The following is a 24,239-nucleotide window of genomic DNA, read 5'->3' on the forward strand; positions in this document are numbered from 1 at the left end:
GGGTTGTCCGTTCGTCTGTCGTTTTTCCGGGGCGGGTGGCGGGGTCAAGGGTGGCCGAAGGCCATCGCGCAGCGACGCGACGAAGGAGCGCCCTTGACGCCGACGCCCGCCTCGGAAGGACGATGGGACGGACGGGCAACCACCCCGACGCAACCAACGCCCCTGCCCCAGCGGGCCCACTCATCCCCACCCCCGCCCGGGATCCAGGTCCCGCCCCAGCAGGCCCAGTCGCCCCCGCCCCCGCCCCCGCCCCGCGCTCCTACCCCTGGGGCGTGTCCCGGACCGTGGCCAGGTCCGCCGAGGTCTTGGTGGCGATGAACTCGGTGATGCGGTATTCGCAGACGCCCGCCTCGCTGAAGGGGTCTTCCGTCGCGATCTTCTCGATCTCGCCGCGGGAGACGCCTCCCGCCAGGATGACCCCGCCGTCCCTGGGCACCTTGCGGCCCGAGGCCAGGAAGACGCCCGAGGCGTAGTAGCCGTCCAGCCAGGCGATGTGCGCGTCCAGCAGCGCTTCGACGTCCTCGATGGGCGCGGTATAGGTCAGCTCCATAACGAACATGATCGCCAGGCTACTCTCGCACCATCATGACGAGTGTGAAGACCCCCGCCGACGAGGCCGAGGCCCGGGCGATACAAGACGAATTGCGGAGCCGCGTCGTGTTCGGCGAGGCCGGCCCGGCCGTTGGCCGGGGCCTGGTCGCCGGGGTCGACGTGGCGTACGACGACGAGCGCGACCTGGTCGCGGCGGCGGCCGTGGTGCTCGACGCGCGGACGCTCGACGTGGTGGAGGAGGCGACCGCGGTCGGGAAGGTCAGCTTCCCGTACGTGCCGGGGCTGCTCGCGTTCCGCGAGCTGCCGACCGTACTGGCCGCGCTCGACGCCCTCGGCGCCACCCCGGACCTGGTGGTCTGCGACGGCTACGGGATAGCCCACCCGCGCCGCTTCGGCCTGGCGTGCCACCTCGGCGTGGTGACCGGGCTCCCCGCCATGGGCGTGGCGAAGAACCCGTTCACCTTCACCTACGAGGAGCCCGGCGTCCGGCGCGGGGAGACCTCCCCGCTGCTGGCCGAGGACGGCGGAGAGGTGGGCCGGGCGGTGCGCACCCAGGACGGGATCAAGCCGGTGTACGTGTCCGTCGGGCACCGGGTGTCGCTGGACACGGCCTGTGCGCACGCCCTCGCCCTCAGCCCGCGTTACCGCATCCCCGAGACCACGCGGCTCGCCGACTCGCTGTGCCGGCGCGCGCTCCGCGACGCCGGCTGAGGCGCGGCTGAGGCGAGGAGGAGGGCGGGCCGGTCCCCCTCAGCGCTCGTGCGCCACCCGGAAGCGGATCCCCGCGGCCTGGAGCCGTTCGATGAGGGCGTCGCCCATGGCCACGGCCGTGGTGAGCTGGCCGGCGGTGTCGGGGAGGTCGTCGTAGGCGAGGCAGAGGGCCGACTCGGCGAGCATCTTGGCGGTCTCGCCGTAGCCCGGGTCGCCGCCGGAGACCTCGGTGAGGACGCGGTGGCCGCCGCCCTCGCCGACGAAGCGCACGCTGAACCAGCTGCGGGCGCGGCGTTCCGCGTCCGGGCCCTGGCCGGGTTCCCAGCGGTCCATCAGCCAGCGGCGGGCCGGCGGCACCTGGGCCAGGGCCGCGACCGCGCCCACCGCCGCCACGCCGCCGAGCGCCACCGGGAGGTGGGCGACCGAGGCGTAGTGGCGGTAGCGGAAGTCGGGGCCGTAGCGGTCGAGGGCGGCCGCGGAGCGGGCGACGATCCGCGGGTCGAGGGTGGGCAGGGGGAGCGCCCAGGTGCCGGTCTCCCGGCTGAAGCGGGGCGCGCCGACGGGGCCGCGGGCACGGCGTCCGAGCAGACGGGGTTCGTGGAGGCGGCGTTCCCGGGCCGCGGCGAGGGTCTGGGGGCCGCGGCCCAGGGCGGTGAGGGCCGAGGCGAGGGTGCCGCCGGAGAACAGGCCGCCGCCGCGCATGAAGCCGTCGACCTTGAGGGGGACGCCTTCGGGCAGCCGGCGGACGGTGAAGTACGCGCCGAGGTCGGCCGGGATGGAGTCGAAGCCGCAGGCGTGCACGAGGCGGGCACCGGTCTCGCGGGCCCGTGCGTCGTGTTCGACGTACGTGCGGTCGACGAACTCGGGCTCGCCGGTCAGGTCGACGTAGTCGGTGCCGGACGCGGCGCAGGCGGCGACGAGTTCCGCGCCGTACCAGACGTACGGGCCGACGGTGGTGGCCAGGACCCGGGTGGAGGAGGCGATCTCGCGTACGGACGCGGGGTCGGTGGCGTCGGCCCGCAGCAGCGGGATCTTCGCGCAGGCCGGGTCGATGGCGGCGAGCCGTTCCCGGAGGCGTTCCAGTTTGCCGGTGTCGCGGCCGGCCAGGGCCCATCTGCAGCCGGCGGGCGCGTGGGCGGCGAGGTACTCGGCGGTCAGTGTGCCCACGAAGCCGGTCGCTCCGAAGAGGACTACGTCGTACGTGCGTTCAGGTGTGTCCTGGCTGTTCATCCCCGCTCCTCCCGACTGGTGTCGCTGGCTGAGGCTAGCTTGACCGTGAGGTGTTCGTGCGGGCGGGTGTGACCTGCGGTAAGTGGAGGCGTTCGGTGAAGGCTGCGGTGCGCAAGTGGGAAGCGGTGCGGGAGTTCGCGCTGGGGCTGCCCGAGGCGGTCGAGGAGTTCCCCTGGGGGCCGGAGGACTGCGTGGTGAAGGTCAACAAGAAGATCTTCCTGTTCCTCGGGAACGCGGACGGCCCGCAGCCGCCCGGTCTGTCGGTGAAGCTGAAGGACGAGGCGCTGCACGGCCACGCCATGGCCGCCCCGGGGGCGGAGCCGACGGGGTACGGCCTGGCGAGGGCGGGCTGGGTGTCCGTGCCGCTGGGGGAGAAGGGGGCGCCCAGTGCGCAGGTGCTGTGCGAATGGGTGGAGGAGAGCTACCGGACGGTGGCGCTGAAGCGGCACGTCAAGGAGCTCGACGGGCGGAACGCGGCGGAGTGAGCGCCTAAGCGCTTGCTCAATCGAGTTGTCCACAGGTCTTGTGCTGAGAGGGCGCGGATTCCTAGCATCGCTGGTGTTACATCAGTTGTGTCACACAGTCGCACACCAGAGGTGCTGGGGGCTCGATGGCAGTGACAGGGAACGGCGCGGGGCAGGGCCCGCTCGCCGGGGTGCGGGTCGTCGAGCTGGCGGGCATCGGCCCCGGCCCGTTCGCCGCCATGCTCCTGGCGGACCTCGGCGCCGACGTCGTACGGGTGGACCGCCCCGGCGGGGGTGGGCTCGCGATCGACCCGGCCTATGACGTCACCAACCGCGGCAAGCGCTCCGTCCTGGTCGACCTCAAGTCGCCGACGGGCCCCGCCCGTGTGCTCGACCTGGTGGAGCGCGCCGACGTGCTGATCGAGGGGTTCCGGCCCGGGGTGGCCGAGCGGCTCGGGGTCGGCCCGGCCGAGTGCCACGCGCGCAACCCCGCGCTGGTGTACGGCCGGATGACCGGCTGGGGCCAGGAGGGCCCGCTCGCCACTACCGCCGGCCACGACATCGCGTACATCGCCGTCACCGGTGCGCTCGGCATGATCGGCGATCCGGGCCGACCCCCGGCCGTCCCCGCCAACCTGGTGGGCGACTACGCGGGCGGCTCCCTCTACCTCGTGATCGGCGTGCTGGCGGCCCTCCAGCACGCCCGTACCCCGGGCGGCACGGGCCAGGTGGTGGACGCGGCGATCGTCGACGGCACCGCCCACCTCACCGCGATGATCCACGGCATGATGGCGGCCGGTGGCTGGCAGGACCGGCGGGGGGCCAACCTGCTCGACGGCGGCTGCCCCTTCTACGGCACCTACGAGACCTCCGACGGCCACTATATGGCGGTCGGCGCGCTGGAGCAGCAGTTCTACGACACCTTCACCGAGCTGCTCGGGATCGCCGACCGGGCCCCCGCCCGCAAGGACCTCGCCCGCTGGGCCGAGCTGCGCGAAGCCGTCGCCGAACGCTTCAGGAGCCGTACCCGGGACGAGTGGACGGCGGTCTTCGAGGGCACGGACGCCTGCGTCGCGCCGGTGCTGTCGCTGCGCGAGGCCCCGGCCCACCCGCACCTCGCGGCCCGGGGCACCTTCACCGAAGCGGCGGGGATCGTCCAGCCGGCGCCCGCGCCCCGTTTCTCCGCCACGCCTACGGCGGCCCCCGGGGGGCCCGCGCAGCCCGGAGCCGACACCGAAGCCGTCGCGCGCGACTGGGACGTCCCCGCGCTGACCGGGAAGGACGCCTGATGGAACTCTCCATGCTGCTCGACTACGCGGGGGATCCGCGCCGCGCCGCCGACGAGGCGGCCGAGCTGGAGCGGGCCGGGCTGGACGCCGTCTGGGTGGCCGAGGCCTGGGGCTTCGACTCCCCGACGATCATGGGGTACCTGGCCGCCCGTACCGAGCGGATGAAGATCGGCTCCGCCATCGTCAACGTCTACTCCCGCACCCCGGCCCTGATCGCGCAGACCGCCGCCGGACTCGACGCCCTCTCGGGCGGCCGGGCCGTGCTGGGTCTGGGCGCCTCCGGCCCCCAGGTGATCGAGGGCTGGCACGGCAAGCCGTACGACCGTCCGCTCGGCCGGACCAGGGAGACGGTCGAGCTGTGCCGGCGGATCTGGCGCCGCGAGACCATCGACCACCACGGCATCACCGACATGCCGCTGCCCCCGGAGAAGGGCGGCAGGCACGGCAAACCGCTGAAGATCCTCACCCGGCCGGTGCGCGACCGCATCCCCGTCCACATCGCCTCGCTCGGCCCGGCCAACGTGGCGCTGACCGCCGAGATCGCCGACGGCTGGCTGCCCACGCTGTTCCTCCCGGAGAAGGCGCGGCAGGTCTGGGGCGCCGCCCTGGCCGAGGGCACCGCCAAGCGGGACCCCTCCCTGGGCCCGCTCCAGACCGTAGCCGGAGGGCTGCTCGCCATCGGCGAGGACGCGGCTGCCGCCCGCGACCTGGTCCGCCCGCAGATCGCCCTGTACGTCGGCGGCATGGGCGCCGTCGGGAAGAACTTCTACAACGACCTCGCCGTGGCCTACGGCTACGCCGACGAGGCCCGGAAGATCCAGGAGCTGTACCTCTCCGGCCGCAAACGCGACGCGGCCGCCGCCGTACCGGACGAGTTCTGCGAGCTGATGACGCTCTGCGGACCCGAAGGGTACGTACGCGACCGGATCGAAGCCTTCAGGGAGGCGGGGGTCACCATGCTCAACGTCGCCCCGGTCGGCCCCGATCCGGCGCGGACCATCGAAACCGTCAAGAACTGGCTCTAGGGGGACGACAGCATGCAGCGGCGGATCTTCGAAGCCGAACACGAGGCGTTCCGGGCCACGGTCCGCACCTTCCTCGAAAAGGAGGTGCTGCCCCACTACGAGCAGTGGGAGAAGGACGGCGTCGTCAGCCGGGAAGCCTGGCTGGCGGCCGGCCGGCAGGGACTGCTGGGCCTCGCCGTACCGGAGGAGTACGGGGGCGGCGGCAACACCGACTTCCGGTACGCCGCCGTGATCGCCGAGGAGTTCACCCGGGCCGGAACTCCCGGGCTCGCCATCGGCCTGCACAACGACATCATCGGCCCCTACCTGACCTCCCTCGCGACCGAGGAGCAGAAGCGGCGCTGGCTGCCCGGCTTCTGCAGCGGCGAGACCGTCACCGCCATCGCCATGACCGAGCCGGGCGCGGGTTCCGACCTCCAGGGCATCCGGACCACCGCCGAGGACCGCGGCGACCACTGGGTGCTCAACGGGTCGAAGACCTTCATCTCCAACGGCATCCTGGCCGACCTGGTCGTCGTGGTGGCCAAGACCACCCCGGAGGGCGGGGCGCACGGCCTGTCCCTGCTGGTCGTGGAGCGGGGCGCGGCCGGCTTCGAGCGGGGCCGGAACCTCGACAAGATCGGCCAGAAGGCGCAGGACACCGCGGAGCTGTTCTTCCACGACGTGGTCGTCCCCAAGGAGAACCTGCTCGGGCAGCTCAACGGCGCCTTCACGCACCTGATGGGCAACCTGCCCCAGGAGCGGCTGGCCATCGCGATGGCCGGGATCGCGGCCGCGGAGCACCTGCTGGAGATCACCACGGCGTACGTCAAGGAGCGGGAGGCCTTCGGACGCCCGCTGTCCAAGCTCCAGCACATCCGATTCGAGATCGCGGAGATGGCCACGGAGTGCGCCGTCACCCGCACCTTCCTCGACCGCTGCATAGTCGACCACTCCGACGGCGAACTCGACCACGTGCACGCCTCGATGGCCAAGTGGTGGGCCACCGAACTGCAGAAGCGGGTCGCGGACCGCTGCCTCCAGCTGCACGGCGGCTACGGCTACATGACCGAATACCGGGTCGCGCGGGCCTTCACCGACGGCCGCATCCAGACCATCTACGGCGGGACGACCGAGATCATGAAAGAGATCATCGGTCGTTCCCTGCTCGGCTAACCCCTTTCCGAAAGGCCTGACCAGTGAGCAGCGAAGCTTACGTATACGACGCGATCCGCACCCCGCGCGGCCGGGGCAAGGCCAACGGCGCCCTGCACGGCACCAAGCCCATCGACCTGGTGGTCGGCCTGATCGACGCGCTGCGCGAGCGCAATCCCGGGCTGGACCCGGCGACCATCGACGACATCGTCCTCGGCGTGGTCGGCCCGGTCGGGGACCAGGGCTCCGACATCGCCAGGATCGCGGCGATCGCGGCCGGCCTGCCGGACACCGTCGCCGGCGTACAGGAGAACCGCTTCTGTGCCTCGGGCCTGGAAGCGGTCAACATGGCCGCCGCGAAGGTCCGCTCCGGCTGGGAGGACCTGGTCCTCGCCGGCGGCGTCGAGTCCATGTCCCGGGTTCCGATGGCGTCCGACGGCGGCGCCTGGTTCGCCGACCCGATGACCAACCACACCGTCAACTTCGTCCCCCAGGGCATCGGCGCCGACCTGATCGCCACCCTCGGCGGGTTCTCCCGCCGGGACGTGGACGAGTACGCCGCGCTGTCCCAGGAGCGGGCCGCCACCGCCTGGAAGGAAGGCCGCTTCGCGAAGTCGGTCGTCCCGGTCACCGACCGCACCGGGCTGGTCGTCCTCGACCACGACGAGTTCATGCGCCCCGGCACCACCGCCGACTCGCTGGCCAAGCTGAAGCCGTCCTTCGCGGACATCGGCGAACTCGGCGGCTTCGACGCCGTCGCGCTCCAGAAGTACCACTGGGTGGAGCGGATCGACCACGTCCACCACGCCGGCAACTCCTCCGGCATCGTCGACGGCGCCTCGCTCGTCGCCATCGGCTCCCGCGAGGCGGGCGAGCGCAACGGCCTCGCCCCGCGCGCCCGGATCGTCGCCGCCGCCGTCTCCGGATCCGAGCCCACCATCATGCTCACCGGTCCCGCCCCGGCCACCCGCAAGGCCCTCGCGAAGGCAGGACTGACCATCGAGGACATCGACCTCGTCGAGATCAACGAGGCGTTCGCCGGCGTCGTCCTGCGCTTCGTCCAGGACATGGGCATCAGCCTCGACAAGGTCAACGTCAACGGCGGTGCGATCGCGCTCGGCCACCCGCTCGGCGCCACCGGCGCCATGATCCTCGGCACCCTCGTCGACGAACTCGAACGACAGGACAAGCGGTACGGGTTGGCCACCCTCTGCGTCGGTGGCGGCATGGGCATCGCCACGATCGTCGAGCGCCTGTAACGGCAGACGACCAGCCCGCCCAGCACCCCCGCGAACCTACGGAGACGACCCCATGAGCAACGGCACCATCCGCTGGGAACAGGACGAGACCGGCGTGGTCACCCTGGTCCTCGACGACCCCAACCAGTCCGCCAACACCATGAACCAGGCCTTCAAGGACTCCATCGCGGCCGTCGCCGACCGCGCCGAGGCCGAGAAGGACTCCATCCGCGGCATCATCTACACCTCCGCCAAGAAGACCTTCTTCGCCGGCGGCGACCTCAAGGACATGATCCGGCTCCGCCCCGAGGACGCCCAGCTCGCCTTCGACGCCGGCACCGCCATCAAGGCCTCGCTGCGCCGCATCGAGACCCTCGGCGTCCCCGTCGTCGCGGCCATCAACGGCTCGGCCCTCGGCGGGGGTTACGAGATCTGCCTCGCCTCCCACCACCGCGTCGCCCTCGACGCGCCCGGCTCGAAGATCGGCCTGCCCGAGGTCACCCTCGGCCTGCTCCCGGCCGGCGGCGGAGTCACCCGCACCGTCCGTCTCATGGGCATCACCGACGCACTGCTCAAGGTCCTCCTCCAGGGCACCCAGTACAGCCCCCGTCGCGCCCTGGACAACGGCCTCGTCCACGAACTGGCCGCCACCCCCGAGGAGATGCTGGCCAAGGCCCGTGCCTTCATCGACGCCAACCCCGAGTCCAGGCAGCCCTGGGACGTCCCCGGCTACCGGATCCCGGGCGGCACCCCGGCGAACCCCAAGTTCGCCGCCAACCTGCCCGCCTTCCCGGCCAACCTGAAGAAGCAGCTGGGCGGCGCCCCCTACCCGGCCCCGCGCAACATCCTGGCCGCCGCGGTCGAGGGCTCCCAGGTCGACTTCGAGACGGCCCAGGTCATCGAGGCCCGCTACTTCACCGAGCTGGTCACCGGGCAGACCGCCAAGAACATGATCCAGGCGTTCTTCTTCGACCTGCAGGCCGTCAACGCCGGACGCAGCCGGCCCCAGGGCGTCCCCCCGCGCAAGGTCGCCAAGGTCGCGGTGCTCGGCGCCGGCATGATGGGCGCGGGCATCGCCTACTCCTGCGCCAGGGCCGGCATCGAGGTGGTGCTCAAGGACGTCAGCCCCGAGGCCGCCGCCAAGGGCAAGGCGTACTCCGAGAAGCTGCTCGACAAGGCGGTGGCCCGGGGCCGTACCACGGAGGCCGCGCGGGCCGAACTGCTCGCCCGGATCACGCCGACCGCCGACGTCGCCGACCTGGCCGGATGCGACGCCGTCATCGAAGCGGTCTTCGAGGACACCGCGCTCAAGCACAGGGTGTTCCAGGAGATCCAGGACGTCGTGGCCCCCGACGCCCTGCTGTGCTCGAACACCTCCACCCTGCCCATCACCGGGCTGGCCGAGGGCGTCACCCGCCCCGCCGACTTCATCGGGCTGCACTTCTTCTCGCCCGTGGACAAGATGCCGCTCGTCGAGATCATCAAGGGCGAGCGGACCGGTGACGAGGCCATCGCCCGCGCCTTCGACCTCGTCCGGCAGATCAACAAGACGCCCATCGTGGTCAACGACTCGCGCGGTTTCTTCACCTCCCGGGTCATCGGCCAGTTCATCAACGAGGGCGTGGCGATGGTCGGCGAGGGCGTCGAGCCCGCGTCGGTCGAGCAGGCCGCGGCCCAGGCCGGCTACCCCGCCAAGGTGCTCTCCCTGATGGACGAGCTCACCCTGACCTTGCCCCGCAAGATCCGCAACGAGACCCGGCGCGCCGTCGAGGCCGAGGGAGGGGAATGGGTCGAGCACCCGGCCGACCGGGTCATCGACCGGATGGTCGACGAGTTCGGCCGGCCCGGGCGCAGCGGTGGCGCCGGCTTCTACGAGTACACCGAGGACGGCAAGCGGGACCGCATCTGGCCGGGGCTGCGGGAGCACTTCGCCAAGCCCGGGTACGAGATCCCCTTCGAGGACATGAAGGAGCGCATGCTCTTCGCGGAGGCCCTGGACACCGTCCGGTGCTTCGAGGAGGGCGTCCTCACCTCCGTCGCCGACGCCAACATCGGCTCCATCATGGGCATCGGGTTCCCGGCGTGGACGGGCGGCGTGCTCCAGTACATCAACGGCTACGAGGGCGGTCTGCCCGGCTTCGTGGCCCGCGCCCGGGAGCTGGCCGCGTCGTACGGCGACCGGTTCACCCCGCCGGCGCTGCTGCTGGAGAAGGCGGAGCGCGGCGAGACGTTCACGGACTGACCCCCTGGTCCAGGGACCGGTTCAGGCGGTCGTGTGCAGCGGCCGTCCGCCGCGCACCGCCAGGGTGACCGCCTCCCGGGCGCTGTTGAACGAGACCTCGCTCAGCACGCCCGGGGCGGCCACCTGGTCGCCCGCCAGGTACACGCCGTGGCCGCGGTCGACGGCCGGCCGGTCCCGCCAGGTGGTGCCGGGCAGGTCCACGGCGCCGGTACGGCCGGAGGCGAGGGCCTCGCGGCGCCACAGGACCCGCTCGCGCCAGCCCCGGAAGCCGAGGTCGAGGAGGCGTTCGGCCCGGGCGATGCCCTCGGCCTTGGACTGGCCGGGCCCGATCGGCAGCTGGCCCTGCACCAGGGAGTGCCCGGCCGGGGCCAGGCCCGGGTCCTGCCCGGTGAACCGTTCGAGCCAGGCCGGGGCGTCGAGGTCCGACAGCACCCACGGGTCGCCGCGGCGTGCGTCCAGTGCCAGGTCCAGCAGCACGGTACGGCCGCTCTCCCAGGTCAGGGAGGCATCGCCGAGGAGGGTCCGGGCGGCGGCCAGCGAGGTCGCCACCACCACCGGCCCGTCGCCGGGCAGTCCGGTCAGCCGGGCGCCGGTCTCGATCCGCACGCCCAGTGCCCGCGCCCGGGCAGCCATCCGGTCCACCACCGACTGCCAGCCGCCCCTGGGGTAGCTGGCCTCCGGCGGGAACGCGGCGACCCGCACCAGCCGCTCCTGCACGAAGGCCGCCGACAGCGCGCCCACGTCGTGGTGGAACAGGGCCACCGCCAGGAAGTTCGCCGCCTGACGCGCGCCCCGCTCGCCGACCAGCGGCGCGGCCCAGCTCAGGAAGGTCCGGTCGACGGGGGCGTCGGTGACCGGCCGGCGGGCCAGCCGGAGCAGGGGCACGGGCGGGGTGCGCCGCAGCCGCCCGTCCTGGTGCAGCCGCAGCCGCAGGGTCTCGGCCAGCGGCACCCGGGCGAGCGGCCCGATCAGGTCCCGCTCGGCGAGCCAGGCCCAGTGCGGGCCGCCGCGGTACAGGGCGTGCGGCCCCTCGTTCGTCCGGTACGGGCCCGAGGCGGTGCGGGCCCGCCCGCCGAGCTCGCGGTGGGCCTCGTACACGGTCACCCGGGCGCCCGCCTCGGCGGCGTCGATGGCGGCGACGAGACCGGCGAACCCGCCGCCCACGACGGTCAGCTGCTGCATGGTGGAAGCTCCTTCGGTCCGCGCGCGGCGGCCGTTCCGCCGCGTCACCAGCAAGGACCGGACAGCCCTGCGGAACGTGACAGCCGCGGCCGGGAAAACTTCCCCGAGCCGCTCAGCCCTCGGAGGTGAACGCCGCCCGCAGCTCGTCCCGCAACGACCGCTGGAACGCCGTGACCAGGGCCTGCACCACCAGCGGCTGCATGTGCGCGGAGAGCGCCTTCATGGACTCCACCCGCTCCGGGTCGTCCTCACCCTCCAGATAAGGGCCCCACACCTCGTCCCGGAACAGGGCCGTCAGCTGGTGCGCCGTGGACCGGGCGTGGTCCAGCAGCACCGTCCGGGCCGCCAGGATCGTCTCGTGCGAGATCGGTACGTCCAGCAGCGCCACGCCCAGCCGGAGCAGGCCCGGATCCACGCGGAACCCCTCACCCGCCCCGCTGACCACGTTCATCGCCTCGAGCCGCCGCACGTCGGCGTCGGACAGCGCCCGCCCGGCCCGCCGCTCCAGCTCCGTCCACGACGCCTCCTCCGCCGGGTCCGGCGCCCAGCTGGCGACCAGCGCACGGTGGATGGCCAGGTCGTGGGCGCTCAGGTCGTCGGGCAGCGCGTCCAGGTAGCGCTCGATGGCCGACAGCGTCATTCCCTGGACCTGGAGCTCCTCGATCAGGGCCAGCCGCGACAGGTGCTCGGGCCCGTAGCGCCCCACGCGACGAGGACCGATCACGGGAGGGGGCAAAAGCCCGCGCGTGCTGTAGAACCGTACGGTACGGACGGTGACCCCGGCCCGCGCGGCGAGTTCGTCCACGGTGAGCGTGGGCTCCTGCGCCTGGCTGCTCATCGGCTGTGCCTCGCTCTCTGCTCACTGCACCTCAGGTTGAACAGTATTGCTGTCGCACCAACGATGTGAAACGGCCAGGAGCTGCCCATGACGACGAAACTGCGACTGCCCGCCCCCGCCGAGGAGCTCACCCTCCCCGTCCTGCTCGCCCGCAACGCCGTCGACCACGCCGACCTGCCCGCCCTGTCCTGGCGCGAGGGCGACGGCTGGTCGACCCTCACGTGGTCCGAGGTCCGGCGCAAGGCCGCCGTCCTCGCCTCCGGGTTCGCCGCCCTCGGCGTCGAACGCGGCGAGCACGTCCTGCTGATGCTGGGCAACCGCCCCGAGCACTGGCTGGCCGACCTCGCCCTGGTCCACCTCGGGGCCGTCCCGGTCACCGTGTACGGGACCTCCGCGCCCGGGCAGATCGCGCACATCGCCCGCCACAGCCGCGCCCGCTTCGCCGTCGTCGAGGGTGCCCGCGAACTGGCCCGCTGGGAACCGCTGCTGGACGATCCGGACGTACCGCTGGAGCGCCTCGTCGTCGCCGAGGCCGCCGAGGCGGGCGCCCACCGCACGTTCGGCGCCCTGCACGCCGCCGGCGCCCGCGTCCACGCGGCGGAGGCCTTCGAGAAGGGCTGGCGGGAGATCCGGCCGGCGGACCCGCTGACCGTCGTCTACACCTCCGGCACCACCGGCGACCCCAAGGGCGTCCGGCTCACCCACCGCAACATCATGCTCCAGGCGGTCCGGCTGGACCGGCACGTGGAACTGCCCGAGCACGCCGAGCACATCAGCTACCTGCCGCTCGCCCACATCGCCGAGCGGATCCTCGGCATCTACCTGCCGCTGCTGCGCGCCGCGCACGTCCGGCTGTGCCCCGACCCGGCGGCCGTCGCCGGCGCGGTGCGCGAGCTGCGCCCCGTCCAGTTCTTCGGCGTGCCGCGGGTCTGGGAGAAGCTGGCGGCCTCCGTACGCGCGGCACTGGCCCGGCTGCCCGAGGAGCAGCGGCAGGCCGTCGAGGCGGCCAACGAGGTGGCCCGCGCGTTCGCCGGCCACCGCGAGCGCGGCGAGGAGGTGCCGGCCGCCGTCGCGGAGGCGTACGGGCGGGCCAAGGAGCGGGTGCTCGATCCGCTGCTGTCGCTGGCCGGGATGGACCGGCTGGTCTGGACGGCGAGCGCGACCGCCCCGATGCCGCTGGACGTCACCCGGTTCTGGGCCGGCTGGGGCATCACCGTGATGGACGCCTGGGGCCTCACGGAGACCGCCGGGGTGTGCACCGTGAACAGCCAGGACGCGTTCCGGCTGGGTTCGGTGGGCCGCCCGATCGAGGGCCTGGAGCTGCGGCTCGCCGAGGACGGGGAGATCCTCGCCCGCGGCGCGACGGTCTTCGACGGCTACCTGCGGCCCGACGGCACGGTGGAGAGCGCGAGCGACGCGGAGGGCTGGTTCCCGACCGGGGACGTCGGCCGGATCGACGAGGACGGGTTCCTCTGGCTGACCGACCGCAAGAAGGAACTCATCATCACCTCCACCGGCAAGAACGTCTCGCCCGCGCTGGTGGAGAACACGGTCAAGGAGCATCCGCTGATCGGGCAGGCCCTGGTGCACGGCGACGGCCGCTCCTACCTGGTGGCCCTGCTGGTGCTGGACGCCGAACTCGCCCCGGTCTGGGCCGCCGCGCACGGCGTCGAGGACACCGCTCCCACCGCGCTCGCCGCCCACCCCCTGGTCCTGGAGGAGATCGCCCGCGCGGTGGAAGCCGCCAACGCCCGGCTCAACCGCACCGAGCAGATCAAGAAGTACCGGGTGCTCACGGAGGAGTGGGGCCCGGAGACGGGCGAGCTGACCCCCTCACTCAAGCTCCGCCGCAGGGTGGTGCGCCAGAAGTACGCCGAGGTCATCGACGGGATGTACGAGGAGGACTGAACACCGGCGGTGCCGGTGGGCGGCTGCCCCGCCCACCGGACCGCCCGTCCCGGCGGCGGCTAGCGGCCGATGACCGGGTAGTGGTCGGAAAGGTTGGTGTACGTGTACGAAGTGCCCCAGCTGGAGACGGTCCAGGGCGCCGACTGCTCCTTGACCACGTTGTTCTCCCAGCCGGCCGGGCGCGCGTGGCCCGCCCGGTGCAGGACGTAGTCCAGGTCCTCGCGCGGGTCCGTCGGGTAGCGGTCCTTGGCGATGGAGTTGTCCTGGGTGTCGAAGGAGTACGGGTGGCCGGTGCGGGTGTCCGCGCCGGCCAGGCCGGCGTCCGCGAGCATGGTGCCGTGCTCCGGGGTGTGCGAGTCGACGTTCAGGTCGCCGGCGACGATGACCTGCTCGTTCGCGGGGATGTTCTTCGCGTCCAGGAAGGCGTCGATGTTCTTGAACTGGCGGCTGCGCATCTGCGCCGCCTCGCCCGCGGCGCAGCCCGGGTCGGTGGACTGCGCGTGCGTGCCGACCACGTGGACCCTGGCGCCGCCGACGTTCAGCACCACGTAGGCGAAGCCCTTGTTGGACCACCAGTCCGCGCCGCACGCGTCCTTGTAGACGTACTGCTCCTTGCGGACGATCGGCCACTTGCTGAGGATCGTCACCCCGCCGTCCTCCGGCGTGGTCGCCGAGTACGCGCCGCCGGTGGCGTCCCAGCCGGTCTTGGAACGGCCCACGACCGGGGTCTGGTACGGGTACTGCGCCGCCGAGTTGGCCTTCAGGGCGTCCGAGGAGGAGTTGTCGAACGCCTCCTGCAGCACGACCACGTCGTGGCCCTGGTAGAAGGAGGTCTTCGGTATCTGGGCGGCCCGGTGGTCCTGCCCCCAGTTCGGGTACAGGCTCTTGCTGAACAGGAACACGTTGTACGTCAGCACGCTGACCCGGGGGGTCGCGGCCTGCTCCGCGGCGGTGGCGGGGGCGGTGGTGCCGGCGAGCGCGGCGGCCGCAACGGCGGCGACGGCGGCCGAGGCGGCCCGGTTGCGGCGGTGCGCGGTGAGGGGCATGCGGTCTCCATCATTCCTGTGGGGAAGATCGACCGGGCCATCAAAGCAGCAGCAGTTACCTATGGGTAACACCCGTGCACCGGGAATCTGGACGGGCCGTGTCCATACTGGTGGGAGGGATCACCGATACCGGGAGGAGCCTCGTGAAGCAGGACCCCGAGCCGCCGCCACCGGGCGGCGTGCTGTGGACCATCGCCGGGGACGTCCGGCAGCTGCTGATGCTGCCCCCCGCCTTCACCATGCAGGTCGCCCACCCGGCGATCGGCGCGGGCGTGGACGAGTACTCGGTGTTCCGCACCGACCCGTGGGGGCGGGGCGAACGGTCCATCCGCTCGGTCCAGCTGTGGGTGTACGGCGGCGAGCAGGCGGCCGCCGAGGGCCGGCGCGTCCGCCGGCTGCACCGCGGCATCCAGGGCACCGACACCCGGGGGCGCCACTACCACTCCCTCGACCCGGCCTGCTACTCATGGGTCCACGCCACCGGCTTCCCGGTGTACCGGCACGCCGCCCGCTACCTCTACCGCCCCTTCACCCCGGAGCAGGAGCGGCAGCTCTACCGGGAGTGGCTCCAGGTCGGCCGGATCCTCGGCATCCACGACCGGGACATGCCGCAGACCATCGAGGAGTTCTGGCCCTACTACCGGAAGATGCTGGCCGAGGAGCTCGAACTCACCAAGGTGGCCGGGGAGCTCCTCGCCACGGACCTGCCGCTGCCCCGCCCGGAGGGCGGCCCGCTCGCCCTGCGGGTGCTCACCCGGATCGCCTGGCCGCAGCTGCGCACCCTCTTCCTCCGCTTCCGGGCGTTCGCCACCGTCGGCTACATGCCGCCCGACGCGCGGGCGGCCCTCGGCCTGGACTGGACCCCGGCCCAGGAACGCCGGCTCCGCCGCTTCAGCGCCGTCGTACGGAACGTCGTACCGCTGCTGCCGGAGCGGTGGCGGTACCTGCCCCTGGCCCGCGAGGCCCGGGCACGGTGGCGGGCCGCCGCCGCCCGCTGAGCGCGGGCGGCGGCAGCCGCGGGGTCAGTGGCCGTGGCCGTCGCGGGCGGTGTGGGCGTGGCCGTGGTCGTGCACCGTGTTCGTCTCGGCGATCTTCTTCCAGGACTTCGGCTCCGCCGTCCGGGCGGCCGGGGCGGCGGCGGCCCCGCGCGGCTTCGCCGTGAGCTTCTTGGCGACCGGGCCGGTGGCCGGCTTGCCCGCCGTGTACAGCCAGGTGTCGAAGAGCCCGGCGAGCGGCTTGCCGGAGATCCGCTCGGCGTACCGCACGAAGTCGCCGACCTTCGCGTTGCCGTACTTCCGCTCGGTCGGCCAGCCCTTCAGGATCCGGAAGAACTTCTCGTCGCCGACCTCGTTGCGCAGAGCCTGCAGCGCGATGGCCCCGCGGTCGTACACGGCGAGGTGGAACTGGTTCTCCGGGCCCGGGTCGCCCGGCTTGACCTGCCAGAACGGGTCCTCTGCGGGACGGCTGGAGTAGGCCCAGTCGGCGAGTTCCTGGGCGGTGCCCTCGCCCTCCTTCTCCGACCACAGCCACTGGCTGTAGCGGGCGAAGCCCTCGTTGACCCAGATGTCCTTCCAGTGGTCGACGGAGACGCTGTCCCCGTACCACTGGTGGGCCAGCTCGTGCACCACCACGGAGACGTTCGCGCCGTTCGCGAACTGGCGCGGGCTGTAGAACGGGCGGGTCTGCGTCTCCAGCGCGTAGCCGCTGGTCACGTTGGGCACGTAACCGCCCAGCGCGTTGAAGGGGTACGGGCCGAAGATCCCCTCCAGCCACTCGGCGACCTCGCCGGTCCGCTCGATGCTGGCGCGCGCCGCACCGTCGTTGTCGCCGAGGTCCTTGCTGTAGGCGTTGAGGATCGGCAGCCCGTTCGCCGTCCTGTCGGTGGTGATGTCGAACTTGCCGATGGCCAGCGTCGCCAGGTACGTGGCCTGCGGCTTGTTCGACCGCCAGCTGTACCGGGTCCAGCCGAGCCGGGAGCTCTGCGCCTGGAGCACGCCGTTGCTGATGGCCTGGGTGCCGTCCGGCACGCTGACGGACACGTCGAACGTCGCCTTGTCCAGCGGGTGGTCGTTGCCGGGGAACCACCAGATGGCCGAATCCGGCTCCTGCGCGGCGACCCCGCCGTCGGGGGTGCGGTGCCAGGCCGTCCAGCCGTCCACCTTGAACTCCGAGGGCTTGCCGGCGTACTTGACCACCACCGTCAGCGGCTTGTCCTTGGCCAGCGGCGCCGCCGGGGTCACCTCCAGCTCCTGGGTGCCGGAGGTGGCGAACCTCGCCTTCACCCCGTTCACCCGGACCTCGCTCACCTTCAGGCCGAAGTCGAGGTTGAAGCGGGAGAGGTCCTGCTTGGCCGTGGCCAGCAGGGTGGCGGTGCCCTCCAGCAGGTCGGTCTTCGGCTGGTACTTCAGTCGCAGGTCGTAGTGCGACACGTCGTAACCGCCGTTGCCGCTGGCCGGGTAGTAGGGGTCGCCGATACCCGGGGCGCCCGGACCAGCGCTCGCCGCCGACGCCGGGATCACCAGCAGCAGGGAGGCGGCGAGCACGCTCGGGGCGATGACTTTGCGGTGCACGAATGGCTCCAAGTGGTAGGGGGCGCTGTTCTGTTCGACCGTATTCACCCCTGTGGCCCCACGTCATGTCCATGGGCGCCCCTGTCACACGATCGCCATCCGGCCGTCATGATCTTGGACGAACCCGGCGCCGGGACCGAGCGGATCAGTCCGCCGCGAGCCTGCCGCGCAGCTCCTCCTCGTCGGCCAGGAACCAGGTCTGGCCGCCGCGGTTGCACTCCCGTACGAAGTCCCGGAGAGCCGTGCTGGACGCCGTGTGGCGGGAGATGTCGCCGAGCACCACGATCCCCACCCGGTAGTTGGCGAACTTCTGGATGACGTCACCGGCGACCCGGGTGTGCAGCCGGAAGAACGACTCGTCGAACCGCTCCGCGGGGACCGCCACCCAACGCGCCCCGTGGTGGAACGCGTCACCGAGGAGGTCGAGCGCCTCGCGCTCGCCCGCGACCGGCGGACCGTCGGCGTCGCAGACCAGGACCGTCGTACCGTTGATCGTCCGAGGAGTCGTCATGTACTGGACCGTACACGGGAGTTCGCGGCGTGCGGCGCGGCGGGCCCGGGCCGGGGTTCCCGACCGACCGACCAGTCGGTAACCTGCGGCGCATGACCCTTGAGCCGCGCGCCGCCCGCCGTGCCTGGCACGGCGCGATCAACCCCTTCCACGCCGTCGTCTACTTCTCGCCCGACACCGTCACCACGTACCGGTCCCTGGGCCTCACCGACCGCACGGCCGCCAACCTGGCCTCCCGGGCCGCCGCCCTCGGCGCGGTCGGGCCCGGAACCGTGGCCGCCACGTTCTACAACTACCGCTACGACCTCATCGCGGCGCGCTTCCCGGCCGTATGGGACGTCGCCACGCCCGCGCAGGTCCTCGCCGCCCGCCTGCGCGCCGCCGACGCCACCCTGCGCCGCCTCCTCGGCGACGAGACCGTCGAGTCCCCCGCGATGGCCGAGGCCGCGGAACTCGCCCTGACCGCCACCGAGGCCTGCACCCGGCACGGCCGCCCCCTCTACTCCGCCCACGCCGACCTGCCCGTCCCCGAGGAACCCCACCTCAGGCTCTGGCACGCCACCACCCTGCTGCGCGAGCACCGCGGCGACGGCCACGTCACCGCCCTGGTCGCAGCCGGCCTGGACCCGGTCGAGGCGCTGGTCAGCCACAGCGCCACCGGCAAGGGCTTCTCCCCGAAGTGGCTCACCGCCACCCGCGGCTGGGAGCCCGCCGAACTCGACGCCGCGGCCGAGCGGCTGCGCGAGCGCGGCCTGCTCGACACCGACGGCAAGCTCACCCCGGCCGGCGAAGAGCTCCGCGAGGAGCTGGAGACCGAGACGGACCGCCTCGACGCCGCCCCGTACGCCCACCTCGGCGCGGCCGGCCTCGACCGCCTCGGGCAGCTCGGCGGCGGCTTCGTCGCCCGCGCCGTCGGCGCCGGGGCGTTCCCCGCCGACCTCTTCGGCTGAGCCGCCCCCGGCGGGTACGGACCGGCAAGGCCTCACCCGCTCCGTACCCGCCACCTGCCACAATTGGCGGCTCAAGGCAGAGACGAAGGCGGGACCGAGAAACGTGACCACGTCCATCGAAGGCAGGATCGCCGAAGAACTCGGCGTACGGGAGCGGCAGGTCAAGGCCGCCGTCGAGCTGCTCGACGGCGGCTCCACCGTCCCCTTCATCGCGCGCTACCGCAAGGAAGCGACCGAGATGCTCGACGACGCCCAGCTGCGCACCCTGGAGGAGCGCCTGCGGTACCTGCGCGAGCTGGAGGACCGGCGCGCGGCGATCCTCGACTCCGTACGCGAGCAGGGCAAGCTCGACGTCGAGCTGGAGGCGCGGATCAACGCGGCCGACACCAAGGCCCGGCTGGAGGACATCTACCTGCCCTTCAAGCCCAAGCGGCGGACCAAGGCGCAGATCGCCCGCGAGGCCGGCCTGGAGCCGCTCGCCGACGGGCTGCTCGCCGACCCCACCGTGGAGCCGGCCGCCGCGGCCGCCGCGTTCGTCGACGCCGGCAAGGGCGTGGCCGACGCGGCGGCGGCCCTGGAGGGCGCCCGGGCCATCCTCACCGAGCGGTTCGCCGAGGACGCCGACCTGATCGGCGAGCTCCGCGAGCGCATGTGGGGCCGCGGCCGGCTGGCCGCCAAGGTGCGCGAGGGCAAGGAGGAGGCCGGCGCGAAGTTCGCCGACTACTTCGACTTCGCCGAGCCCTTCACCGCCCTCCCCTCGCACCGGGTGCTCGCCATGCTGCGCGGCGAGAAGGAGGACGTGCTCGACCTCACCCTGGAGCCGGACGAGCCCGGGGCCGCCGAGCTCCCCGGCCCGTCCGCGTACGAGGGCATGATCGCCAGGCGGTTCGGCGTCGCGGACCGCGGCCGCCCCGCGGACAAGTGGCTCGCCGACACCGTCCGCTGGGCGTGGCGCACCAAGATCCAGGTCCACCTGGGCATCGACCTGCGCATGCGGCTGCGCCAGGCCGCCGAGGACGAGGCGGTCCGGGTGTTCGCCGCCAACCTGCGCGACCTGCTGCTCGCAGCGCCCGCGGGCACGCGTGCCACGCTCGGCCTCGACCCCGGTTTCCGTACCGGCGTCAAGGTCGCCGTGGTCGACGCCACCGGCAAGGTGGTGGCCACCGACACCGTCTACCCGCACGTGCCCGCCAACAAGTGGGACGAGTCCCTCGCGACCCTCGCCCGGCTGGCCGAGCGGCACGCGGTGGAACTGGTGGCCATCGGCAACGGCACGGCCTCCCGGGAGACCGACAAGCTGGCCGCCGACCTGATCGCCCGCCACCCCGAGCTGGGGCTCACCAAGGTGATGGTCTCCGAGGCGGGTGCCTCCGTGTACTCCGCCTCCGCCTTCGCCTCGCAGGAGCTGCCGGACCTCGACGTGTCCCTGCGCGGCGCGGTGTCCATCGCCCGCCGCCTCCAGGACCCGCTCGCCGAACTCGTCAAGATCGACCCCAAGTCGATCGGCGTCGGCCAATACCAGCACGACCTGTCCGAGGTGAAGCTTTCCCGCTCCCTCGACGCGGTCGTAGAGGACTGCGTCAACGGCGTCGGCGTGGACGTCAACACCGCCTCGGCCCCGCTGCTCGCCCGGGTCTCCGGCATCAGCGGCGGACTGGCCGAGAACATCGTCGCCCACCGCGACGCCAACGGCCCCTTCCGCAGCCGCAGGTCCCTCAAGGACGTGGCCCGGCTGGGCCCCAAGGCGTACGAGCAGTGCGCCGGCTTCCTCCGGATCCGCGGCGGCGACGACCCGCTGGACGCCTCCAGCGTGCACCCCGAGGCGTACCCGGTGGTCCGCGCGATGGGCAAGAAGGCCGGTGGCGAGGTCGCCGCGCTGATCGGCAACACGGCCGTGCTGCGCAGCCTGCGCCCCGAGGACTACGTCACCGAGACCTTCGGCCTGCCCACCGTCTCCGACATCCTGCGCGAACTGGAGAAGCCGGGCCGCGACCCCCGGCCGGCGTTCCGCACGGCCACCTTCAAGGAGGGCGTGGAGAAGATCGGCGACCTCGCCGCCGGCATGGTCCTGGAGGGCGTGGTCACCAACGTCGCGGCCTTCGGGGCCTTCGTGGACGTCGGCGTCCACCAGGACGGCCTGGTGCACGTCTCGGCGATGTCGAAGACCTTCGTCAAGGACCCGCGCGACGTGGTCAAGCCCGGCGACATCGTCCGGGTCAAGGTCATGGACGTGGACATCCCGCGCAAGCGGATCTCGCTCTCCCTGCGACTGGACGACGAGACCACCGCCGGAGCCGAGCCCGGCGGCCGGCCGCGCCAGGACCGTCAGGACCGCCAGGACCGCCAGGACCGCCAGGACCGGCGCGGCGGCGGACGCCCGCCGCAGCAGCGTGGCGGCGGGGGCGCGGGCGGCGGCCGTGGCCGCGGTGGCAACCCCGCCCCGCCGCCCGCCAACAGCGCCATGGCCGACGCGCTGCGCCGCGCGGGCCTGGCCGGGGGCGACGGCGGAGGCCGCAAGCGGTAGGAGGGACCGGGCGCTCCGCACGCGGAGCGCCGCTCCGTACCGTCTCCGGACGGTGACCGGCCGGTCCGCGCGCACATGGCCGAATAGGCACGGCCCGCACGGACTTTCCTTGCCGACTGCCGTAGAAAATCTGTAGGCATGGTGGAACGCCCGTTCGCCCCAGCGGTGGACGGGCCTCCACATCCCGGGGGAGCGCACTCCCTTCCGGCTGCCATGGGGGCCATGGACGTCATGCCGCTTTCCGCACCCGCCTATCACCGCTGCCCGAGAAAGGGTTCGAAGAGGGAGCACATGCCTTACCGGCAACTCAGCCTGCGCAGGCGCTGCGAGGCGATTCTCGGCCAACTGGACCTGGCGGAACGGTTCTGCCTCGAAGGGCTGTGCACCAAGATCGCCGAACAGCGGGGCCGCCCCATACGCCTGCACCCCCTCCCCAGGGAGGCCGCCGAATCGGGCGTCTGCGGGCTCTGGGTCGGCACCGCCACCACCGACTACGTCTTCTACGAGGCCCAGACCTCGCCCCTGCACCAGGAGCACATCGTGCTCCACGAACTCGGCCACATCCTGTTCGGCCACCACTCGCTCGAAGGCGAGGAGGCCGACGGCGCCGCCCCCGTGGTCCTCGGCCGCACCAACTACACCACGCGCCAGGAGCAGGAAGCCGAGATGCTCGCCAGCATGATCCGCACCCGGGCGGGGCTCGGCCCCCGGCCGAACGGCAGCTCCGGCGACCCCCTGGGCCGGCTGGGATCCGCGATGGGCGTGCGATGACCGCGTACGCCGCCGCCTCCGGCGCGGCCGCCCTCGGCGACGCCCTCGCCGTGCCCGCCGTGGTCTGCCTGTGGACCGCCGTGCTGCTGCGCTCCCGCTCCGCCCTCCGCGTCCGCGAACAGCGCGGCCTGTGGCTGGCCGTGGCCACCGCCGCGGCCGCGATGACCCTCAACCTGCCGGACGTCGTCGCCTACGCGATGCGCAACCCCGGCCACGGCCACACCGTCGCCCTGGTCCGCAACCTCACCGGCGTCCTCTCCGCCGGAGCGGTCCTCTACTTCGTCGCCGCCACCACCCGCGGCCGCCGCCTCCAGCACGCCGCCTGGGCCCTCACCGCCGTCCTGCTCACCACCCTGGTCGCCCTCGACCTCGCGGCGGCCGCGCACGGCACGCACACCATGCCGCCGCACGGCCGGCCGGTGCCCTCCCTCGCCTACTGGCTGGTCCTCATCTCGGCGCACCTCACCGCCAACACCGCCTGCGTCTTCGTCTGCCTGCGCTACGGCAACCGCACCGAGAGCCCCGGACTCGCCGCGGGCCTCAGGCTGTTCGGCGCCGGCACCGCCCTCGCCGGCCTGTTCTGGTTCGCCTACCTGCTCAAGGGCCTGTTCGGCACGGTCTGGCCGATGCCCTACCTGCCGCTGCTGATGAACCTCCACGGCCTGCTGCGCGCCGCCGCCATCCTGGTACCCACCCTCGTCGTGCTGCGCCGCACCGCCGCCGACGCCACCACCGCCTGGCGGCTGTGGCCGCTCTGGCGCGACCTCGTCCAGGCCGTGCCGCACGTGGCCCTCACCAAGCCGCGGTCCGGCCGCCTCGCCGAGGTCCTCTGGCCGTCCGTACCGCACGGCCTGCTCGCCTACCGCAAGGTCATCGAGACCCGCGACGCCATCCTGATCCTCAACGACCACGTCGCGCCCGGCGTCCCCGAGCGGGCCCGCGGCCACGTCGCGGCCGCGGGCGTCCCCGCCCCCCGGCAGGACGCGGCCGCACTGGCCTGTGTACTGAAGGAAGCCCGCCGGGCCAAGCTCGCCGGGCTCCCGCAACAGCGGGGCGAGGAACGCCCCGTCTACCCGGCCGCCGCCACGGCCGTGCCCGAGGGCAGCGACCTCGACGCGGAGAAACGGTTCCTGGTCTCCGTCGCCCGGGCCTACGCCTCACCGGCCACCCACACCTTCACCGCCGCGGCCCCGCCCGCCCCCGGAAAGTGATCCGACCTTGCCCACCGCCCTGATCACCGGCGCCAGCACCGGCCTCGGTGCCGCCTTCGCGCGCGGGTTCGCCGCCAAGGGCTGCGACCTCGTCCTGGTCGCCCGCGACGAACCGCGCCTGGCCCGGCTCGCCGCCGACCTGGAAGCGGAGTACGGCACGCCCGCCGAGGTGCTGCCCGCCGACCTCCTCGACCCCGAGCAGCGCCGCACCGTCGCCGACCGGCTCGCCGACCCGGCCCGCCCCGTCGACTTCCTCGTCAACAACGCCGGCTTCGGACTCCCCGCCCCCTTCCCCCACAACCCGGTCGAGGACGAGGAACGCATGCTCGACCTCCTGGTCAGGGTTCCGCTGGGCCTCACCCACGCCGTCGTCCCCGGCCTGCGCGAACGCCGCCGGGGCGCGGTCCTCAACGTCTCCTCGGTGGCCGGCCTGCTGCCGACCGGCACGTACGGCGCGGCCAAGGCCTGGGTCACCGCGTTCAGCGAGTCCCTGCGCGTCGACCTCGCCCCGTACGGGGTACGCGTGCTGGCGGTGGTACCCGGCTTCACCCGCACCGAGTTCCAGCAGCGGGCCGGCATGGACGTCAGCGCCCTGCCCGACTCCGTCTGGCTGGAGCCCGACGCGGTGGTCGCCAGGGCCCTCAGGGACCTCGCCCTGGGCCGGCCGCTGAGCATCACCGGCTGGCGCTACCGCGCCTACGCCACCGCCGTACGCCATCTCCCGCGCCACCTGGTGGCGACCCGCATGGCCCGCACCCGCCGCGCCCCGGACGCCTAGAAGCGCTGCACGAACTCGCGGGTGTTCGGCGAGGAGAGGAAGTCGCGGGTGGCCCGGTCGGCGAG

The 24,239-nt window shown here is 73.0% G+C and carries 21 protein-coding genes; 14 read left to right on the forward strand and 7 right to left on the reverse strand.

The annotated features are described in order from the left end of the window. Positions 1–259 precede the first annotated feature (259 nt). A complete protein-coding gene (locus ACFY61_RS22205; RefSeq protein WP_389474372.1) occupies positions 260–559 on the reverse strand; it encodes a YciI family protein in 300 nt (99 codons plus the stop codon). 26 nt (positions 560–585) lie between these two features. Between ACFY61_RS22205 and ACFY61_RS22210 the strand changes: the two genes are divergently transcribed. Next, positions 586–1,263: an endonuclease V gene (locus tag ACFY61_RS22210; RefSeq protein WP_389474374.1), complete on the forward strand. Its 678-nt coding sequence runs from the start codon at positions 586–588 to the stop codon at positions 1,261–1,263. Positions 1,264–1,302: 39 nt separating this feature from the next. On the opposite strand, the gene ACFY61_RS22215 is transcribed toward ACFY61_RS22210, so the two are convergent. Further along, complete coding sequence (locus tag ACFY61_RS22215; protein WP_389474376.1) at positions 1,303–2,493, reverse strand: saccharopine dehydrogenase family protein; 1,191 nt, start codon at positions 2,491–2,493, stop codon at positions 1,303–1,305. Between the two features lie 95 nt (positions 2,494–2,588). Between ACFY61_RS22215 and ACFY61_RS22220 the strand changes: the two genes are divergently transcribed. The 6 genes from ACFY61_RS22220 (at position 2,589) to ACFY61_RS22245 (ending at position 9,885) form a co-directional block, all read left to right on the forward strand. Further along, positions 2,589–2,978 (forward strand): MmcQ/YjbR family DNA-binding protein, encoded by a 390-nt coding sequence (locus ACFY61_RS22220; RefSeq protein ID WP_389474378.1) that lies wholly within the window; start codon positions 2,589–2,591, stop codon positions 2,976–2,978. Positions 2,979–3,103: 125 nt separating this feature from the next. Next, a complete protein-coding gene (locus ACFY61_RS22225; RefSeq protein WP_389474380.1) occupies positions 3,104–4,246 on the forward strand; it encodes a CaiB/BaiF CoA transferase family protein in 1,143 nt (380 codons plus the stop codon). Next, positions 4,246–5,271 (forward strand): LLM class F420-dependent oxidoreductase, encoded by a 1,026-nt coding sequence (locus tag ACFY61_RS22230; protein WP_389474382.1) that lies wholly within the window; start codon positions 4,246–4,248, stop codon positions 5,269–5,271. Before ACFY61_RS22225 ends, ACFY61_RS22230 begins: the two co-directional genes overlap by 1 nt. A gap of 12 nt (positions 5,272–5,283) precedes the next feature. Then, on the forward strand, positions 5,284–6,426 hold the full coding sequence (locus ACFY61_RS22235; RefSeq protein WP_389474384.1) for an acyl-CoA dehydrogenase family protein: 1,143 nt from the start codon (positions 5,284–5,286) through the stop codon (positions 6,424–6,426). 23 nt (positions 6,427–6,449) lie between these two features. After that, entirely contained in the window at positions 6,450–7,664 is a 1,215-nt protein-coding gene (locus tag ACFY61_RS22240; protein WP_389474386.1) for an acetyl-CoA C-acetyltransferase, read from the forward strand. A 52-nt stretch (positions 7,665–7,716) separates the two neighbouring features. Beyond that, on the forward strand, positions 7,717–9,885 hold the full coding sequence (locus ACFY61_RS22245) for a 3-hydroxyacyl-CoA dehydrogenase NAD-binding domain-containing protein (RefSeq protein ID WP_389474387.1): 2,169 nt from the start codon (positions 7,717–7,719) through the stop codon (positions 9,883–9,885). Positions 9,886–9,906: 21 nt separating this feature from the next. On the opposite strand, the gene ACFY61_RS22250 is transcribed toward ACFY61_RS22245, so the two are convergent. Both ACFY61_RS22250 and ACFY61_RS22255 read right to left on the reverse strand, forming a co-directional pair. Continuing rightward, complete coding sequence (locus tag ACFY61_RS22250; protein WP_389474389.1) at positions 9,907–11,067, reverse strand: FAD-dependent oxidoreductase; 1,161 nt, start codon at positions 11,065–11,067, stop codon at positions 9,907–9,909. 112 nt (positions 11,068–11,179) lie between these two features. Then, positions 11,180–11,905 carry a MerR family transcriptional regulator gene (locus tag ACFY61_RS22255; RefSeq protein ID WP_389474391.1) on the reverse strand — a complete coding sequence of 242 codons (726 nt, stop codon included), beginning with the start codon at positions 11,903–11,905 and terminating at the stop codon, positions 11,180–11,182. 87 nt (positions 11,906–11,992) lie between these two features. Between ACFY61_RS22255 and ACFY61_RS22260 the strand changes: the two genes are divergently transcribed. Further along, positions 11,993–13,813, forward strand: a complete 1,821-nt coding sequence (locus ACFY61_RS22260; protein WP_389474393.1) for an AMP-dependent synthetase/ligase — start codon at positions 11,993–11,995, stop codon at positions 13,811–13,813. 59 nt (positions 13,814–13,872) lie between these two features. Here ACFY61_RS22260 and sph read toward each other — a convergent pair whose 3' ends face one another. Next, positions 13,873–14,859: a sphingomyelin phosphodiesterase gene (gene sph, locus ACFY61_RS22265; RefSeq protein WP_389474394.1), complete on the reverse strand. Its 987-nt coding sequence runs from the start codon at positions 14,857–14,859 to the stop codon at positions 13,873–13,875. Positions 14,860–15,002: 143 nt separating this feature from the next. Between sph and ACFY61_RS22270 the strand changes: the two genes are divergently transcribed. Next, complete coding sequence (locus ACFY61_RS22270) at positions 15,003–15,857, forward strand: oxygenase MpaB family protein (protein WP_389474396.1); 855 nt, start codon at positions 15,003–15,005, stop codon at positions 15,855–15,857. Positions 15,858–15,881: 24 nt separating this feature from the next. Here ACFY61_RS22270 and ACFY61_RS22275 read toward each other — a convergent pair whose 3' ends face one another. Together ACFY61_RS22275 and ACFY61_RS22280 are read right to left on the reverse strand one after the other, a co-directional pair. Beyond that, positions 15,882–17,429, reverse strand: coding sequence for a M1 family metallopeptidase (locus ACFY61_RS22275; protein ID WP_389474398.1), 1,548 nt, complete (start codon positions 17,427–17,429; stop codon positions 15,882–15,884). Positions 17,430–17,574: 145 nt separating this feature from the next. Next, positions 17,575–17,940 (reverse strand): DUF4180 domain-containing protein, encoded by a 366-nt coding sequence (locus ACFY61_RS22280; protein WP_389474400.1) that lies wholly within the window; start codon positions 17,938–17,940, stop codon positions 17,575–17,577. A 92-nt stretch (positions 17,941–18,032) separates the two neighbouring features. Here ACFY61_RS22280 and ACFY61_RS22285 point away from each other — a divergent pair, with 92 nt between their 5' ends. The 5 genes from ACFY61_RS22285 (at position 18,033) to ACFY61_RS22305 (ending at position 24,174) form a co-directional block, all read left to right on the forward strand. After that, complete coding sequence (locus ACFY61_RS22285) at positions 18,033–18,890, forward strand: hypothetical protein (RefSeq protein WP_389474402.1); 858 nt, start codon at positions 18,033–18,035, stop codon at positions 18,888–18,890. Positions 18,891–18,993: 103 nt separating this feature from the next. Then, the gene (locus ACFY61_RS22290) at positions 18,994–21,414 is read left to right on the forward strand and encodes a Tex family protein (protein WP_389474404.1); all 2,421 of its coding nucleotides are present in this window, start codon (positions 18,994–18,996) and stop codon (positions 21,412–21,414) included. Positions 21,415–21,705: 291 nt separating this feature from the next. Continuing rightward, a complete protein-coding gene (locus ACFY61_RS22295; RefSeq protein ID WP_389474406.1) occupies positions 21,706–22,185 on the forward strand; it encodes an ImmA/IrrE family metallo-endopeptidase in 480 nt (159 codons plus the stop codon). Further along, positions 22,182–23,396: an MAB_1171c family putative transporter gene (locus ACFY61_RS22300; RefSeq protein WP_389474408.1), complete on the forward strand. Its 1,215-nt coding sequence runs from the start codon at positions 22,182–22,184 to the stop codon at positions 23,394–23,396. The genes ACFY61_RS22295 and ACFY61_RS22300 overlap by 4 nt, the downstream gene beginning before the upstream one ends. Positions 23,397–23,403: 7 nt before the next feature. After that, a complete protein-coding gene (locus ACFY61_RS22305; RefSeq protein ID WP_389474410.1) occupies positions 23,404–24,174 on the forward strand; it encodes an SDR family NAD(P)-dependent oxidoreductase in 771 nt (256 codons plus the stop codon). Positions 24,175–24,239: the final 65 nt, after the last annotated feature.

The sequence above is a fragment of the Streptomyces sp. NPDC012888 genome (assembly GCF_042900645.1).
GTDB lineage: Bacteria > Actinomycetota > Actinomycetes > Streptomycetales > Streptomycetaceae > Streptomyces.